This window comes from Rhodococcus sp. NPDC003383 (assembly GCF_053589115.1).
Map to the genome: position 1 here is coordinate 210,054 of NZ_JBSFRG010000002.1, position 15,250 is coordinate 225,303.

Annotated in this window: 17 protein-coding genes; 8 read left to right on the forward strand and 9 right to left on the reverse strand. The window is 68.0% G+C overall.

The genetic code is table 11. The features are described 5' to 3' along the window. Nucleotides 1-43 precede the first annotated feature (43 nt). From ACWDTS_RS02870 to ACWDTS_RS02880, 3 genes are all read left to right on the forward strand, one after another. Nucleotides 44-940, forward strand: coding sequence for a 3-hydroxybutyryl-CoA dehydrogenase (locus tag ACWDTS_RS02870; protein ID WP_197255106.1), 897 nt, complete (start codon nt 44-46; stop codon nt 938-940). 113 nt (nt 941-1,053) lie between these two features. Beyond that, nucleotides 1,054-3,363 carry a 5-methyltetrahydropteroyltriglutamate--homocysteine S-methyltransferase gene (gene metE / locus ACWDTS_RS02875; RefSeq protein ID WP_450117549.1) on the forward strand — a complete coding sequence of 770 codons (2,310 nt, stop codon included), beginning with the start codon at nt 1,054-1,056 and terminating at the stop codon, nt 3,361-3,363. A gap of 82 nt (nt 3,364-3,445) precedes the next feature. Further along, on the forward strand, nt 3,446-4,486 hold the full coding sequence (locus tag ACWDTS_RS02880) for an NAD(P)-dependent alcohol dehydrogenase (RefSeq protein WP_450117550.1): 1,041 nt from the start codon (nt 3,446-3,448) through the stop codon (nt 4,484-4,486). A 7-nt stretch (nt 4,487-4,493) separates the two neighbouring features. On the opposite strand, the gene ACWDTS_RS02885 is transcribed toward ACWDTS_RS02880, so the two are convergent. Then, nucleotides 4,494-5,279 carry a SigB/SigF/SigG family RNA polymerase sigma factor gene (locus ACWDTS_RS02885; RefSeq protein ID WP_308200755.1) on the reverse strand — a complete coding sequence of 262 codons (786 nt, stop codon included), beginning with the start codon at nt 5,277-5,279 and terminating at the stop codon, nt 4,494-4,496. Beyond that, on the reverse strand, nt 5,276-5,704 hold the full coding sequence (locus ACWDTS_RS02890; RefSeq protein WP_450117551.1) for an ATP-binding protein: 429 nt from the start codon (nt 5,702-5,704) through the stop codon (nt 5,276-5,278). Before ACWDTS_RS02890 ends, ACWDTS_RS02885 begins: the two co-directional genes overlap by 4 nt. Nucleotides 5,705-5,831: 127 nt before the next feature. On the opposite strand from ACWDTS_RS02890, the gene ACWDTS_RS02895 reads away from it, so the two are divergent. Together ACWDTS_RS02895 and ACWDTS_RS02900 are read left to right on the forward strand one after the other, a co-directional pair. After that, nucleotides 5,832-6,554: a GAF and ANTAR domain-containing protein gene (locus tag ACWDTS_RS02895; RefSeq protein WP_450109677.1), complete on the forward strand. Its 723-nt coding sequence runs from the start codon at nt 5,832-5,834 to the stop codon at nt 6,552-6,554. Between the two features lie 210 nt (nt 6,555-6,764). Further along, nucleotides 6,765-7,127, forward strand: a complete 363-nt coding sequence (locus ACWDTS_RS02900; RefSeq protein ID WP_450109678.1) for an STAS domain-containing protein — start codon at nt 6,765-6,767, stop codon at nt 7,125-7,127. An 11-nt stretch (nt 7,128-7,138) separates the two neighbouring features. Here the strand turns inward: ACWDTS_RS02900 and ACWDTS_RS02905 are convergent, their stop codons facing one another. Beyond that, nucleotides 7,139-7,507 (reverse strand): DUF2834 domain-containing protein, encoded by a 369-nt coding sequence (locus ACWDTS_RS02905; RefSeq protein WP_450117552.1) that lies wholly within the window; start codon nt 7,505-7,507, stop codon nt 7,139-7,141. 20 nt (nt 7,508-7,527) lie between these two features. Further along, nucleotides 7,528-8,007 (reverse strand): MarR family winged helix-turn-helix transcriptional regulator, encoded by a 480-nt coding sequence (locus ACWDTS_RS02910; RefSeq protein ID WP_450109680.1) that lies wholly within the window; start codon nt 8,005-8,007, stop codon nt 7,528-7,530. 79 nt (nt 8,008-8,086) lie between these two features. On the opposite strand from ACWDTS_RS02910, the gene ACWDTS_RS02915 reads away from it, so the two are divergent. Next, the gene (locus tag ACWDTS_RS02915; RefSeq protein ID WP_197255117.1) at nt 8,087-8,965 is read left to right on the forward strand and encodes an alpha/beta fold hydrolase; all 879 of its coding nucleotides are present in this window, start codon (nt 8,087-8,089) and stop codon (nt 8,963-8,965) included. A gap of 81 nt (nt 8,966-9,046) precedes the next feature. Further along, nucleotides 9,047-9,559 (forward strand): hypothetical protein, encoded by a 513-nt coding sequence (locus ACWDTS_RS02920; protein ID WP_450109694.1) that lies wholly within the window; start codon nt 9,047-9,049, stop codon nt 9,557-9,559. 27 nt (nt 9,560-9,586) lie between these two features. Here ACWDTS_RS02920 and ACWDTS_RS02925 read toward each other — a convergent pair whose 3' ends face one another. From ACWDTS_RS02925 to ACWDTS_RS02940, 4 genes are read right to left on the reverse strand one after another with little or no spacing between them, the layout of a single operon-like run. Next, nucleotides 9,587-10,426 carry a glycosyltransferase family 2 protein gene (locus ACWDTS_RS02925; protein ID WP_450117553.1) on the reverse strand — a complete coding sequence of 280 codons (840 nt, stop codon included), beginning with the start codon at nt 10,424-10,426 and terminating at the stop codon, nt 9,587-9,589. Then, nucleotides 10,423-11,424, reverse strand: a complete 1,002-nt coding sequence (locus ACWDTS_RS02930; protein ID WP_450117554.1) for a glycosyltransferase — start codon at nt 11,422-11,424, stop codon at nt 10,423-10,425. The genes ACWDTS_RS02925 and ACWDTS_RS02930 overlap by 4 nt, the downstream gene beginning before the upstream one ends. Then, on the reverse strand, nt 11,424-12,527 hold the full coding sequence (locus ACWDTS_RS02935; RefSeq protein WP_450117555.1) for a glycosyltransferase family 4 protein: 1,104 nt from the start codon (nt 12,525-12,527) through the stop codon (nt 11,424-11,426). Before ACWDTS_RS02935 ends, ACWDTS_RS02930 begins: the two co-directional genes overlap by 1 nt. Then, nucleotides 12,524-13,513 (reverse strand): glycosyltransferase family 1 protein, encoded by a 990-nt coding sequence (locus ACWDTS_RS02940; protein ID WP_450117556.1) that lies wholly within the window; start codon nt 13,511-13,513, stop codon nt 12,524-12,526. Before ACWDTS_RS02940 ends, ACWDTS_RS02935 begins: the two co-directional genes overlap by 4 nt. Nucleotides 13,514-13,806: 293 nt before the next feature. On the opposite strand from ACWDTS_RS02940, the gene ACWDTS_RS02945 reads away from it, so the two are divergent. Then, a complete protein-coding gene (locus ACWDTS_RS02945) occupies nt 13,807-14,382 on the forward strand; it encodes a hemerythrin domain-containing protein (protein ID WP_248673152.1) in 576 nt (191 codons plus the stop codon). A gap of 96 nt (nt 14,383-14,478) precedes the next feature. Here ACWDTS_RS02945 and ACWDTS_RS02950 read toward each other — a convergent pair whose 3' ends face one another. Then, a complete protein-coding gene (locus ACWDTS_RS02950; RefSeq protein WP_197255125.1) occupies nt 14,479-15,174 on the reverse strand; it encodes a PAS and ANTAR domain-containing protein in 696 nt (231 codons plus the stop codon). Nucleotides 15,175-15,250 lie beyond the last annotated feature (76 nt).

Here is a 15,250-nt window from a genome sequence, read left to right on the forward strand (position 1 = left end):
AAGACCCTCCACGACCAACCCCACATGACGAGAAGGAGCTGACGTGACCAGCGAGAAGATTCAGCGCGTCGGCGTGATCGGCGCCGGGATCATGGGCGCAGGTATCGCCGAGGTGTGCGCGCGCGCTCATGTCGACGTACTGGTGTTCGAGCAGACCCGTGAACTCGCGGCTGCCGGACGTGCCCGCATCCTCCGGTCCCTCGACCGGGGCGTGAGCAGCGGAAAGATCACCGAACGGGAGCGGGAGCAGGCCGCGTGGCGCCTCCGGTTCACCTCGGACCTCGGTGACTTCGCGGACCGTCAGCTCGTCGTGGAGGCCGTCGTCGAGGACGAGAAGGTCAAGAGCGAGATCTTCGCCGAACTCGACAAGATCGTCACGGACCCGAACGCGGTGCTCGCGTCGAACACCTCGTCGATCCCGATCATGAAGCTGGGCATCGCCACCAGCGCCCCCGAGCGCGTCATCGGCCTGCACTTCTTCAACCCCGTGCCGGTGCTCCCGCTCGTCGAGCTGGTCACCACGCTGAAGACCAGCTCCACGGTCGCCCAGCGCGCCGAGGCCTTCGCCGCCGACATTCTCGGCAAGCAGGTCGTCCGCTCCTCGGACCGTGCCGGCTTCATCGCCAACGCGCTGCTCGTGCCCTACCTGCTGTCGGCGATCCGGATGGTCGAATCCGGCTTCGCGACGAAGGAGGACATCGACAAGACGATGGTGCTCGGCTGCGCCCACCCGATGGGCCCGCTCGCGCTGACCGATCTGGTCGGGCTCGACACCGTCAAGTCGATCGCCGACTCGATGTACGAGGAGTTCAAGGAGCCGCTGTACTCGGCCCCGCCGCTGTTGCTGCGCATGGTCGAGGCCGGCCTCGTCGGCAAGAAGTCGGGTGCCGGCTTCTACGAATACGCCGAAAACGGTCGGGCCTCCAAGAAGGCCAGCTAAGCAGTAGGTAGCACCACACCGTACTTCGGCGCCCGTGCCCGACAGCAGTGCCACCTGCGCACTGCTCGTCGGTGCACGGGCGCGAGGTGCATGAGGGAAAGGTCGATTCCGAGATGGCTACCAACGCCACCGGCTACGGATCCAGCATCCTCGGGTACCCGCGTATCGGTCCCCGCCGCGAACTCAAGCGTGCTCTCGAGTCCTACTGGCACGGCACCGGCACGCGCGACGAACTCGTCGCCGTCGCCCGTGAAATTCAGGAGGACACCTGGAGCGAGCTCGCGGCGACCGGTCTGACACAGGTCCCCGGCAACACGTTCTCCTACTACGACCACGTCCTGGACAACGCCCTGTTGTTCGGCGCGGTCCCCGAGCGGTTCCGTTCCTTGGTCGGCGAGCTCGACCCGCTCGACTTCTATTTCACCCTGTGCCGCGGCCGGGAGGACTTCCCGCCGCTGGAACTGGTCCGCTGGTTCGGCAGCAACTACCACTACCGGCAGCCCGAACTCGACGAGACCACCACGTTCGAGCTGAACTCGGCCGCCGTGCTCGACGAGTTCGAGCGGGCCAAGGCCAAGGGCATCGAACTGCGCCCGGTCGTGCTCGGCCCGGTGTCGCTGCTGCTGCTGTCGAAGATCTCGCCGACGTCGCAGCAGGAGGGGTTCTCCACGCTCGACCTGCTCGACGCGCTGCTGCCCGAGTACGAGAAGCTCTTCGAGCAGCTCGCCAAGGCCGGCGCCACGTGCGTCCAGCTCGACGAACCGTCGTTCACCGAGGACCGCAGCGACGAGGAACTCGCGGCGCTCGAGCGGGCCTACGAGAAGCTGTCCCACGCGCCGCTGCGTCCGCGCATCCTCGTGACCGGTCCCTACGGTCATCTCGGCGCGGCGCTGCCGATCCTCGCGGCCTCGAAGATCGAGGCCATCGGCCTGGACCTGATCAACGGCCGGATCAGCGCCGAGGAACTGGCCGCCGTGCCGGGTCTGAAGCGCAAGCGGATCTACGCCGGTGTCGTCGACGGCCGCAACGTGTGGCGCGCCGACCGTCGTCGCGTGCTCGAATACCTCGACTCGATCGCGAAGGTCGCGCCCGACCTGGTCGTGTCGACCTCCTGCACGTTGCTGCACGTGCCCTACGACCTTCTCGTCGAGTACGACATCCCCGGTGACGTCGCCGACCGCCTCGCCTTCGCGAAGCAGAAGGTCGGCGAGGTGGTCTCGCTCGCCAAGGCGTTGACCACCGGCGCCGAGGACAAGTGGCGCGTGCCGCCGACGTCGGTGCACTTCAAGCAGAAGCACACCGTCCGCGCGCGGATCAACGCGCTCAAGCCCGAACACCGGGTGCGGGCGCCGTACGAGGAGCGTCGCGCTGCGCAGCAGAAGCGGCTGAACCTGCCGCCGGTCCCGGCGACCACCCTCGGGTCGTTCCCGCAGACCGACGAGATTCGCAAGATCCGTTACGACCTCGGTGAGGGCCGGATCTCGTACGACGACTACGTCAAGCGGATCCGCGAGGAGATCGAGTCCACCATCCGGTTGCAGGAGGACATCGGCCTCGACGTGCTCGTGCACGGCGAGCACGAACGCAACGACATGGTCCAGTACTTCGCCGAGCTGCTGGAGGGCTTCGCCACCACGCACTTCGGCTGGGTGCAGGCCTACGGTTCCCGGTGCACGCGTCCGCCGATCCTCTACGGCGACATCGTGCGGCCGAAGCCGATGACCGTCGAGTGGATCACGTTCGCGCAGTCGCTGACCGACAAGCCGGTCAAGGGCATGCTCACCGGACCGGTGACGATGCTGGCCCGGTCCTACATGCGCCAGGATCAGCCGCTGCACGAAACCGCCGATCAGCTCGCGCTGGCCATCCGCGACGAGATCGCCGATCTCGAGCGGGCGGGTATCGCGATCATCCAGGTCGACGAGCCGGCCATCCGGGAACTGCTGCCGCTGCGTCAGGACGGCCGCGCCGAGTACCTGGACTGGGCGGTCGACGCGTTCCGTCTCGCCACCGGTGGAGCGAAACCGGAGACGCAGATCCACACACACCTGACGTACTCCGGTCAGAAGTCGGTCGTCGAGGCGATCGAACGGCTCGATGCGGACGTCACCGCGATCGTCGCGACCCGGTCCATCCGCTGGGTCCTCGAGGCGATCAAGGACCACGCGCTCACCCACGGCGTCGGCCCCGGCGTGTACGAGAGCCGCTCGGCGCGGATCCCGGACATCGACGAGCTGGACGAACTGCTCACCGAGGCCGCCGAATCGGTGGACCTGGACCGGTTGTGGGCGAACCCGGACGGCGGGCTCAAGACCCGCCACCACTGGCAGCTCGAACCGTCGCTGCGCAATCTCGTCGCGGCGGCGCGCCGGCTGCGGCGCCGGGCCGAAGCCCAGCAGGCCGAAGCCCAGCGGGAGCAGTAGAACCATCCCGCCCGACCGGTGCGCACCCGCGGACAGCCCCCGCGGGTGCGCACTGTCGTCTGGGCGGGTGTAGGCATGACGTATGACGATCGTTGCCGCCTACGCTGCCCCCGCCGCAGACGCACCTCTCGCCAAGACCACCATCGAGCGCCGGGAACCCGGTCCGCTCGACGTGCTCATCCGGATCGAATACGCCGGGATCTGCCACTCCGACATCCACACCGTCCGCAACGAGTGGGGTCGCACCCGATACCCGCTGGTTCCGGGACACGAGATCGTCGGCATCGTCGAGGCCGTCGGCTCCGACGTCACGAAGCACGCGGTGGGGGACCGCGTGGGCGTGGGCTGCTTCGTCGCATCCTGCCGCGAATGCGACGCGTGCGAGGCCGGGGCCGAGCAGCACTGCGAGAACCGTGTCACCGGCACCTACAACGCCGTCGACGTCGACGGCCGGGTCACCCAGGGCGGGTACTCGACCCACATCGTCGTCACCGAGCACTTCGTGCTGAAGGTGCCGGCCGGGCTGGATCCCGCGGCCGCCACCCCGCTGCTGTGTGCCGGTATCACCCTGTACTCCCCGCTGCGCCGCTACGGTGTCGGACCCGGCACCCGTGTCGCGATCATCGGGATGGGCGGACTCGGACACGTCGGCGTGAAGATCGCCGCGGCGCTCGGTGCCGAGGTCACGGTGCTCGGCCACTCCCTGTCGAAGAAGGACGACGGCCTGCGGTTCGGTGCCGTCGACTACCGGGCGACCGGCGACCCGAATCTGTTCAAGGAACTCCGTAACCGGTTCGACCTGATCCTCAACACCGTGTCGGTGAACCTCGACATGGACAAGTATCTGTCGCTGCTGCGGCTGAACGGCACCCTTGTCGAACTCGGCCTGCCGGAACACCCCCTGACGGTGCGCGCGTTCAGCCTCGGTGCCAACAACCGCGCGCTGGCCGGATCCAATGTGGGTGGCATCGCGGAAACCCAGGAGATGCTCGACTTCTGCGCCGAGCACGGAATCGGAGCCGAGATCGAACTGATCTCCGCCGAGCAGATCAACGACGCCTACGAACGGGTGGTCGCGAGCGACGTGCGCTACCGCTTCGTCATCGACGCGGCAACGATCTGAGGACCGTTCAGAACTGGTCTCCGAGTTGCTCGCGCAGCTGGGCGAGGGTCTTGGTGAGCAGCCGTGACACGTGCATCTGCGACACCCCGACCCGCTCGGCGATCTGCGTCTGCGTCATGTTTCCGAAGAATCGCAGCAGCACCACCGTGCGTTCGCGTTCGGGCAGTGCCGCCAGCAGCGGCCGCAGCGTCTCGTGGTTCTCCACCTCGGACAGTGCGGAATCGTATTCGCCGAGAGTGTCGGCGAGGGTGACGCCGTGCCCGCCGGAATCGGTCTGCGCGCTGCGGTCGACCGACACGGTCTGGTAGGCGTTCCCGGCGACCAGGCCTTCGGCGACCTCCTCGCGGTCCAGGCCCAGTTCGGCGGCAAGCTCGGGGACCGTGGGGGCACGGCCGAGCTGTTGCGACAGGTCGGCGGTCGCCTTGTTCAGCGCGATGTGGAGTTCCTTCATCCGGCGCGGAACCCGCACCGCCCATCCGGTATCGCGGAAGTGCCGGCGCACCTCGCCCATGATCGTGGGGACGGCGAACGACACGAAGTCCGAGCCGCGGTCCGGGTCGAACCGGTCCACTGCGTTGACGAGGCCGAGCCTCGCGACCTGGACGAGATCGTCGAACGTCTCCCCGCGTCCGTCGAACCGGCGCGCGATGTGTTCGGCGAGCGGCAGGCATCGCTCGACGATCTTGTCCCGCACCGCCGTACGGGCCGAGGCGTCCGCACCGTGCGACCGGAACTCGGTGAACAGTTCGATGACGTCGGCATACTCGTCGGGGTCGCGCTTGTTCCCGCTCACCGAGCGGCACTCCCCTCGGTGATCGAGAGGTCGATGGTGGTGACGCTGCCGTCGGCAGTGTCGTCGACGCGCACGTCCACCGAGTCGGCGAGCGAGTTCAGGACGTGCCAGCCGAACGTGCGTGCCGAACTCGCGGGCGAGGGTCGGGTCGTGGCGGAGACACTGATGCGCAGCGTCGGCGCGATCGCCTGAAACCGGCACGTGACGTCGGTTCCGTCGACGGCACTCATGATCAGGCGCGTGGCTGCTTCGTCGACGGCGAGTTTCACGTCGGCGACGGTGTCGAGATCGAAGTCCTGCTGCAGGGCGATCGCGGCGGCGACGGCACGCAACACGGGGAGCTGTCCCGGATCGGCGCGGACGCGCAGTTCCACGATGGGATGCGTGTGCGCGCGGTCCGAGTCGATCGAAGCGGTCGTCGCCATGGGTTCGGGGCCCTTTCAGTCGGATTCTCGGTCGGTCGCCGGGTCGACACGATCCGGCACCTCCCGTTCGAGCGGAGAATACCCAAGAAGGTCGTGTATGAATCGTGACCGCGAAAGGTGAATTCGTATGAGCAACGAGGATGCACAGCGCGAGGAGACAGGGGCCGTCTTCGCGAGGCTCGCGGAGATCGTGTACGGCCCAGAGGACTACGCGCAGATGTGCGCAGCGCTGTGCGTCGCGGCCCCGATGCTCGTTCCCGGTTGCGATCGAGCAAGTCTCGTGGTGCGGCGCGGGTCGTCGATGCGTACGGTCGCGGCCGGCGACGACACGGCCCGCCGAATCGACGCTGCCGAAAGGGAACTCGGCGAAGGCCCGTGCATCGACGTCCTGCACCACGACACGGCCGAACTCGATACCGACCTGGCAGTCCGCACCCGCTGGCCGGCGCTGACGAAGTGGATCCTCGAATCCACCCCCGTCCGCGGAGCGGCGGGATTCCGGTTGACCGTCGAAGGTGCGGACGCCGCGGCCCTCAACATCTTCTCCGACACACCGGGCGCGTTGACGGAGCAGTCTCTCGACGCGGGCGCGGTGCTCGCCGCGTTCGCGTCGGTGGCGCTGAGCGCGAGGGCCCACCGGGACCAGGCCGTCTCGCTGCGTGCCGGTCTCGAGAGCAACCGGGAGATCGGAAAGGCGATAGGACTGCTCATGGCCATCCACGAGATACCCGAGGAACAGGCGTTCACGCTGCTCCGGGAGGCGTCGCAGCGGATGAACCTGCGATTGTCCGAGGTCGCAAAGCAGGTGGTAGAGACATTGAAACGAACGTCCGACGCGTCCGAATCGTGAGATTCCGATGTCGTCCGTTGAGCATTGCCGTCGATTTGACGTAGGCTGAGTCCAGGTTGAGCACACAGCCTGGACCAGGAAGCATCGCGGAAGCGGGCATCCGTGGCAGGCCGCCCGACTTTCTGCGATTCTTCCCATCGTTTCGATGGGAGTGTCATGACTGTTGTTCCCAATTTTCGCGCCGCTACACGTTGGGCTACCAGCACGGGTGTGCCCGATGAAACATCCGCCGGTGCGCGTTTCGTCACCGAGCGGATAAGCGGTGACATGGTGCGGGTCGCCGTGCAGGGCGAGATCGACCTGCTCAACGCTCCGGCGCTGCGTCGTTACGCCAGCGACCGGCTGCGTCCGTCCGCGCGAATGGTGCTCGACCTGTCCGAAGTCGAATTCATCGGGTCCGCGGGGCTCGCTGTGTTCGAGGCTCTCGAAGCGAGGGCAAACCAATGCGACGCACGGTGGGTGCTCGTCGGGAAACGGCCGGTGCAACGACTGCTGCTCGCCGCGGGTGAGACCCGTCTGCGACTGCACACCTCGCTCGAGAGCGCGATGGGGGCGCTCCGGGTTTCGGCATAGAAGAGGGGGGCTCATCCTTGCCGGTCGGGCACCGATCGGCAAGGATGAACCACCGGACCGGATGCACGGTTCCCGACGAGGAACCAGAAGAACAGGGGTAGTCCCGCCGACACCCCCACCAGGCACGTCGCGAGCGTGACCCACAGTGCGCGTCCGGTGCTGATCCAACCGGTCCCGAATGCCGCCAGCAGCAGGACGACTGCGGAGACCAGCACGTCGAGCCATGCGAAGGCACTCAGCCGGGTCGCGGTGATCTCGTCGGCGATCCGCCCGAGGTCGAGGCCGTGTTCGAGCAGGAACGGAACCAGCGCGGCGTACGGAATCACGACACCCGCGACTGTCGACGCGGCGAACACGAACGCGAGATGCTTCTGCTGCACGGCGTTTCCTTCGGTAGCGGTCAGGGTTCGGTTCCTGCTCCGGTCTCGCGGACAGTCTCGACCACGGCCCGCATCTTCGAGAGGAACTCGTCGATCGTGGCGAGTTCCTCGGGGGAGAACGAGTCGAGAACCCCGACAGCCCGGCCGATGAGCGGCCCGAAGAAGCTCCAGCCGAGTTGTTCGGCGGACTCGGTGACCTGCAACCTCACGCGTCGGCGGTCCTGGCCGTCGCGTTCCCTCGCCACCAAGCCGTCCTTCTCGAGACGGTCGACGAGCGCGGTGGTCGACGCGGAGTTCAGGCCGAGTTGCTGCCCCAGCCATCCCGGCGTCGCGACGGTGCCGGCGCGGGCAGCGTCGAGCAGAGCGATCAGGGCGCGCACGTCGGTGGCGTGAAGTCCGTGGGTCCGGGCGAACTCGGAGCCGAACAGGTTCAGCTGCACCACGAGTTCCCGTAGACCGTGCACCATCGCCAGGGCCCGGCCGTTCTCCGTGTCCGTCACTGCTGTTCCTTCGCTCGACGCGGTTACCTCGACAGTCTACTATCTCGATCGTCGAGATAATTCCATGGCGGAGGCTGCAATGTCCCAACCGACGATCGAAGAATTCACGAACACCCCGGCAGGTACCGCCTTCCATCGCGCCTACGACGCCGTGCTGGCCCGCTGGCCCGACGGCACCACCTCGATCGATCTCGAATCCGGACACGGCAGCACCCGGATCAACGCGTACGGGCCGCCGGACGCGCCTCCGGTCGTGCTGCTACCCGGCGGGGGTGCGACCTCGACGGCGTGGTTCGCCAACGTCGCGGCACTCGGCGCACGGCACCGCGTCCATGCCGTCGACATCCTCGGGGATGCCGGACGTAGTGTCCCGGGCCCACACCCGCCACGGACCGTCGACGATCTGCTCGACTGGTTCTTCGGGGTCGTGGACGGGCTCGGCCTGGACACCTTCGGAATCGCGGGGCACTCGTACGGTGCGATGATCGCGCTCGCCGCTGCCCTGCGCAGACCCGAACGCGTCGACAAACTCGTTCTGCTCGACCCGAATTCGTGCTTCTCGGGGATGCGGCCCGGGTATCTGCTGCGCGCGTTGCCGCTTCTGCTGCGCCCGACCGAACAGCGCGAACGAACCTTCGTCGCGTGGGAAACCGGAGGTCGCCCGCTGGACGAGGGATGGCTGGACCTTCTCGCGCTCGGTGCGACATTCCCGGCATCGAAGACGATCGTCCCGAAAAGGCCGTCCGGGAAGGCATTCCGCGACTTCGGCGTCGACACCACGGTGATCCTCGCTCGGCGCAGCAAGGTTCACGACAGCCGCCGCGTCGACGAAGCGGTCCGGCGGCTCCTTCCCGATGCGCGGACGATCGTGCTCGACGACGCCACGCACCACACGCTTCCCGTGCATCCCGCCGACGCCGTGAACGCCGCGCTCCTCGAGGGGTTCGGGGGTCGCTGACCGGCCCGCCGGCGGCGCATTCCGACAGGCTCGGGGTTTTCCGGGACGGACCGGCGGGTATGCCCGGGAAAACCCGATCCGATCGGAGGTTTCGACATGGACGCGCTGGGCTGGATCGTACTGGCAATCGTGATCGTCGTCGTGGTGCTGCTGCTCGCCTGGTTGCTGACCAGACGCCGGACGCAACATCGTCGCACCGAGGCTGCGCATCTGCGGGCACAGGTCGCCGAACGTGCCCCGGTCGCGGAACAGCGCGCGGCCATCGCCGACGAGACCGCTGCCAAGGCCCGCCGGGCAGCCGCGGAGGCTTCCGAGAAGCAGGCCGAGGCGGCCCGCCTCGCAAGCCGCGCGAAAGTACAGCGGGAGGAGGCGGAATCGGTTCGCAGCGAGCTGGACGAGCAGCGTGAGCGCGCCGACCGGCTCGATCCCGACGCCGCCGCGCCCTCGGCGCCCGCCGAGTCCCGGGCTTCGGCGGACGATACGGAGCCGAGGCGGGATCTGCGAACGGACCGGGTGCGGACGGACGAGGTGCGAACGGACCAGGTCCGAACGGACGAGGGTGACGCGAGCCGGGAGGGCCGGCACTCCGTGTAGAGGCGCCCGGGGAGGGACGCCGAGCTGTCACCGAGCCGCGGCCGTGCAGATCCAACGGCCGCGGCGGGTGTCGTAACGGACCAGACCCAGTTCGGCGAAACCGTCGAGCCACCCCCGCATCGGCCACCATCCCCACCTTCGTTGGAAAATTGTTGCGTTGGTGACGATGTCGTGAACGTGCTCGACGGGCGGGTCGGACACCGGGTGATATTGGTGGAACGCGTGAGCACCCCCGACCCACGCAAGTTCCACATCGGATCGTGCTGCCGTGCAACCGAAGTCGGTGTCCTCGCCACCGTAACCGGTGTAGTCGGTGCAGAAACCGCCGAGCCGCCGCCAGGTGGTGGCGGTCGTCGCGAACGACAGCGACCAGAACAGGTGATGGTCTCGTGACGGAAGAACGGCATCGTCGGCCGGTACAGGCCGGGCGGGATGGGGATCGACCATTTCCGGCAGCCGGTCCAGGTCGTAGCCGTTCTCCGGCGGCGGTGGGAGGTATGTGACCGGCCCGCACAGCAGCGCATCCCGATAGCGCTCGTCGCCTGCGACATCCTCGTAGCGACGCAGCATCCCGGGCGCGGGAATGCAGTCCACGTCGAGGAACACGAGCAGCTCTGCCCCGAGATCGAGCGCACGGTCCGCCCCGAGATTGCGGGCCGCGGCGAGGGGGAGCGGGCCTTCGGCGTGAGGCATGAACACGATGCAGGCGTCGCTGCCGGTACGAGCGACGGTCGATGCCACGCCGGGGTCGCCCATCGCGACGACGACGTGCCGGTCGGGACGTCGGTCGCCGCGGTACAACCCGCGCAACTGCAAGCTCAGGTGCCGGTGCCGATGTGCTGCAATGGTCACCACGCAGGTCTTCACGCGCAGCTCGATTCGCCGGCGACCTTCTCGATCGCTGCCGCGGCCCGCGCGGCAGCACCCTCCGTGCCCCACAGATCCCAGCGACCCGGATCGGACCGGCGGGCACGATCGAGCAACCCGGGCCACGCCTGCGCCTCCGGCCAGCCGGTCAGAGCCACGGCGAGGCCGGCGTGATCGAGGGCGGTGACGGTGGCGCGTTGTTCGTCGAAGGGCCGTGGCTCGGCGACGAGCACGGCGGGCCGGCGTGCCGCGGCGATGTCGGCGACCGTGTTCTGACCGGCGTGGCCGACGACGACGTGTGCGCGGCACAGCGCCGGCCACGGGTCGTCGACCCACTCCCGGCCGGCGATGCCGAGACCCTCCCACGCGAAGCGCGGATCGCACTCGGAGTAGGCCTCGAGGTCCGCGGCAGTGAGGGAGGATCCTCCGCTGCCGCCGAGAACCAGCACCGTGTCCTCGTCGGGACGGAACTGCGACGAGGACCGTCCGTCGAAGCGGCTGATGCCTCCCACAAAGCTGGTCCGGTCGGCGAACGGCTGCAGCCATTCCGGTTCGTACATCGCGCGCGGCCAGGCCGCGATGATGCGATCGGACAATCGGTAGGCCAGCTGATGCGCTGCGTCCGTGCGGTTTCCGGGCATGGCGACCGTCACCACGGGAATGCCGAACAGTCGTGCCGTCAGCGCGATCTCGACGGACACGTCCACGACGATCGCGGTGGGCCGCGCCCGTTCGATCCACGCGGCCAATGCAGCCTGACGGCGTCGCAGGCCGGGATCGAGACGGGGAACCCAGTGCAGGGTCCCGAACGCGGTCGGGTCCTGCGCGGTCGGCGCGGCGTCGTCGCGGGGGAGGACCACCGTCTCGGTGAAGACGCCGTCCGGATCGGAAACCGGCTCGGAGCACAGAGCGGTGACCGGGATGCCGAGGTGGGCGCAGATCGCCGCGGCGCGGGAGCGGTGCCCGTGGCCGTGATGGTGGATGTAGTAGCCGATCATCAGGTGACACCCACTCGGGGACATGCTGTTCGGAGCAGGTCCCGGTAGAGGTCGAGGTAGGTGGCGACCATGACCTGCTCGGAGCAGTACGACTGCGCCCGCGCCCGTGCCGCCTCGCGCGGGAGAGTCGCTGCGACGGGCACGGCCTCGGCCATCGCGGCGGTGTCCCCGTCAGGGACGAGAACCCCGCAGTCGGGTGTGAGGAGTTCGGGGATCGCACCGCGCGCGAACGCCACCACCGGGGTTCCGCAGGCCAGCGCCTCGGCGACGACCAGACCATAGGGCTCGTCCCAGCAGGGTGTCACCAGGACGGCGGCGGCGCGACCCACCTCCTCGGCGAGATCGGCACGATCGAGATGCCCGAGATGGATCACGTCGTCACCGAGGTGCGGGGCGATGTGCTCGTCGAAATAGGAAGGGGCGCAGATCGGTCCGGCGATCCGGAGTCTTCGGCCGGAGCGCCGGGCCGCGTCGATCGCCAGGTGCGCACCCTTCTCCGGAACGAGGCGACCGAACCACATCAGGTCGGTTCCGCCGGGGCCGGGCGGCCAGGCCTGCAGGTTCACCCCGTTGTGGATCACGGTCGCGGGTGTCCCGAGCGCATGACGCCACGCCGCGGCGGTGTGACGGCTCACCGCGACGAAGGTGGCGGGACACCCGCCGGGCGTGGCCAGCGCGGATTCGATCCACGGCGTCGGGGGCGTGTGGAGCGTGCACACCACCGGAACGTCGAGCGTGTGCGCCATTGCCACCGGCAGGTAGTGGAGGCTGTGGTTGTGGATCACGTCGAAGCGCCCGGCGAGCGGTCCGGCCAGCTGCAGCATCAACGACAGATACGCGTGGTGGTCCGCGAGAAACGTTTCCGGCACCATCGATTCGTCGGTGCGTGCGGCCGCGCTCGGGGCGAACTCGTGGACGTCGAGAAACGTGGCGTGCAGACCGGGATCCGATCCTTCCGCTGCGAACAGCGTGACGCGGTGCCCGGCATCGGTGAGCGCGTGGGCCAGGTGCCAGATGTGCGCCTCGAGTCCACCGGCGAACGGCTCGCGGATGGGGTACCTGTTGGACGCGATCAGCGCGATCCGCAGCGACCCGGTGCTCACGACCGTCCCCGTTCACGCAGTGCCCGCTCGTAGAGATCCCGGTGGGTGCGCGCGATGTTCCGGCGCTGGGCGAGCCGGCTCTCCCATGCGGGCCGAGGAAGAGGCCGAGGGCGGTGGTACAGATCGCGGATGCCGCGGTCGAGCGAATCGGGATCGAACCGGTGCTCGTCGAATTCGAAGACCGCGCACGGTTGTTGCTGCCCGTAGAAGCCGCAGCTCGGCGCGGCGACGGCGGTTCCCAGGTCGTGGCAGGCCTCCAGCCACCCCGAGTGCGTGCCGAAGCGGTAGGGCAGGACCGAGACGGTCAGCGACGAGAGGTAGCGCCACAACTCGTCGTCGGAGAAGTAGGGGTGGACCAGCACCTCGACGCCGGGGCGGTCCGCGAAGGTCGTCAGTGCGGCTCCGGTGTCGGGTGCGTACCAATGATTGCCCGGATCGAAGATCTCGTCGTGGAGGTCGATGCGCAGGATCGCTCCGGGCAGCGAACCGATTGTCTCGGACAGTGTTTCGACGATGGGCAGCACGTCCATGTTCGCGCGCAGGCTCTTCGCGTGCACACCGACCACGAACCGGTCCTCGGCCGGGCGCGGGCGGTCGAACCACTCCTTCTCCACGACGTGCGGATGCGGGACGACCGTGGCGGAGCGCCCCCACACCTCGTGGATGCGTGCCGCCGCGCCGGGGGTGAGGGTGATCAGTTCGGTGGCGCCGCGGATCAGGACGTCGAGTTGTTTCTCGTGTGCACCCGGAGTGTCGTGGTGCGGATTACGAAGATCGTGCACCGTGTACACCAACGGGATTCGATGGTCGTCGAGCTCGGCGACGATGTCCTCGAGCTGGGCAGGCTCGATCGCGTCGAATCCGAAATGCACGTGGAAGACGTCGAATTCGTGGTGGTGCTCGGTGACCCAGCCGGGCTCGAGCATCAGCGGAGGCCACCAGCCGCCGGGAACCGTGCGGCCGTCCGCCGGCACCGGATCCGGCATCCGCGTCACCCCGTCGCCGTCCGGATCCGCCAGGTGCCGAACGTAGACATGCGAGGCGGGTACCGACGCAACACGAACGGATCGCACGAGTTCGCTCACTTCCCACGAGATCGGGTGACGGCCGTATCGACGGTGGCCGGCCGGGACGACCGAGGGATACCCACAAAGTCGACTGCCACACCCGAGAGGTTCGGAAATCGACCCCGCGGTCCGGAAATCGGCAGGCGGCCGAACGGTTTCCGGGAACCCGGACCGGGTTACCCGCCACTGGAGCAATCGAAGGGAAGGTAGCGATGACAACGAGCGAGCGCGACGTGATCGAGGTCCTCACCCACGATCACCGCGAAGTGGAACGGATGTTCGCCGAACTCGAGGCACTCCACGGCATCGGAACCGACGAGGCGCGGCAGCGGCGCAAGGATCTCACCGACCAGGTGACCATCGAGCTGGTGCGGCATTCGGTCGCCGAGGAGGCCGACGTCTATCCGGCCGTGAAGAAGAAGGTCAGCGAAAGCGAGGCCGAGCATGCCAAGGAAGAGCACGCGGAGGCCGAGAGAACGATGAAGCGGCTGGAGGGGTTGAAGCCGGACGAGCCGGAGTTCGAAGCCCAGCTCGCACTGCTGATGCAGGAGGTCCGCGAACACGTCGCCGAGGAGGAGAGCGAGATCTTCCCGCACATGCGGAGCGTCTTCACCCAGGAGGAACTGATCGACCTCGGGAAGAAGGTGGAGTCGACGAAGAAGCTGGCGCCGACGCGGCCGCACCCGTCCGCCCCGGACGAACCGCCGGGCGACAAGATCCTCGGCCCGGTCACCGGCCTGCTCGACCGTATGCGTGACGCGGTGACCAAGCGCGGAACCGAACGATGAGGACGTGATCGATCGGGGATTGTGCCGATTCGGGAGGACTGTGCTGAATCGGACAGTTCGGGTGATACCCGCGAGCCGGCCCGGGGTGCAGGTCGCTCAGGGGCGGCTCGCGGGGCGATCCTCGCGGGAGATCGTCCGGTGCACGGTCATCAGGAAGTGGTCGAACTCGTTTCGCGAGGAATCGGAAATCTTCGGTCCGGATCCGCCGGTGACGACGTCGACGATGCGCTGGGCCAGCGCCCGGAGCTTGGTGTTCGTCTCCTGAGACCGCCACGTGAGGATCTCGAAGGCGTGCTCGGCGGAGATTCCGTACACGACCATCAGCACACCCTTGGCCTGCTCGATGATCGCGCGTGACTCGGCGAAAGTGGACATCGCTTCGTCGACGGTCTCACGGATCTCGTCCGCGTAGCTCTCGGTGAGGTCGACGTAGAACCCGGACGTGCCGATGACCGCGCCGGTGTCGTCGAGCAGCTGGTCACCGACCACGACGACCTGCTTGACGTTCCCGGCGACGTCCACGATCCGGTGCCGGCTGCTGAACGGCCTGCCGGTCGTGCGCTGAGCGTTCAGCACCTCGGTGATCTGCTGCAGATCCTCCGGATGCTTGTGGGACAGAACCAATTCCGTTGTCGGATGCACCGTACCGGGCTCGTATCCGTGCATCCGAGCCACCGCATCGGACCACTCCCATTCGTCGGTTGCGACGATGTACCGGAAGCTGCCGACACGCTGGGGCCTGTCGGCGCGCAGCTCCCGTCCTGCGCGGGTATCCGTGGTCGAATCGGTCATTCCGCGATTATGCCGCGAAGGGTGTTACCTCGACCACTCGGTCCCGATTCCCGAACCGCCGAGGGGCACCGACCGC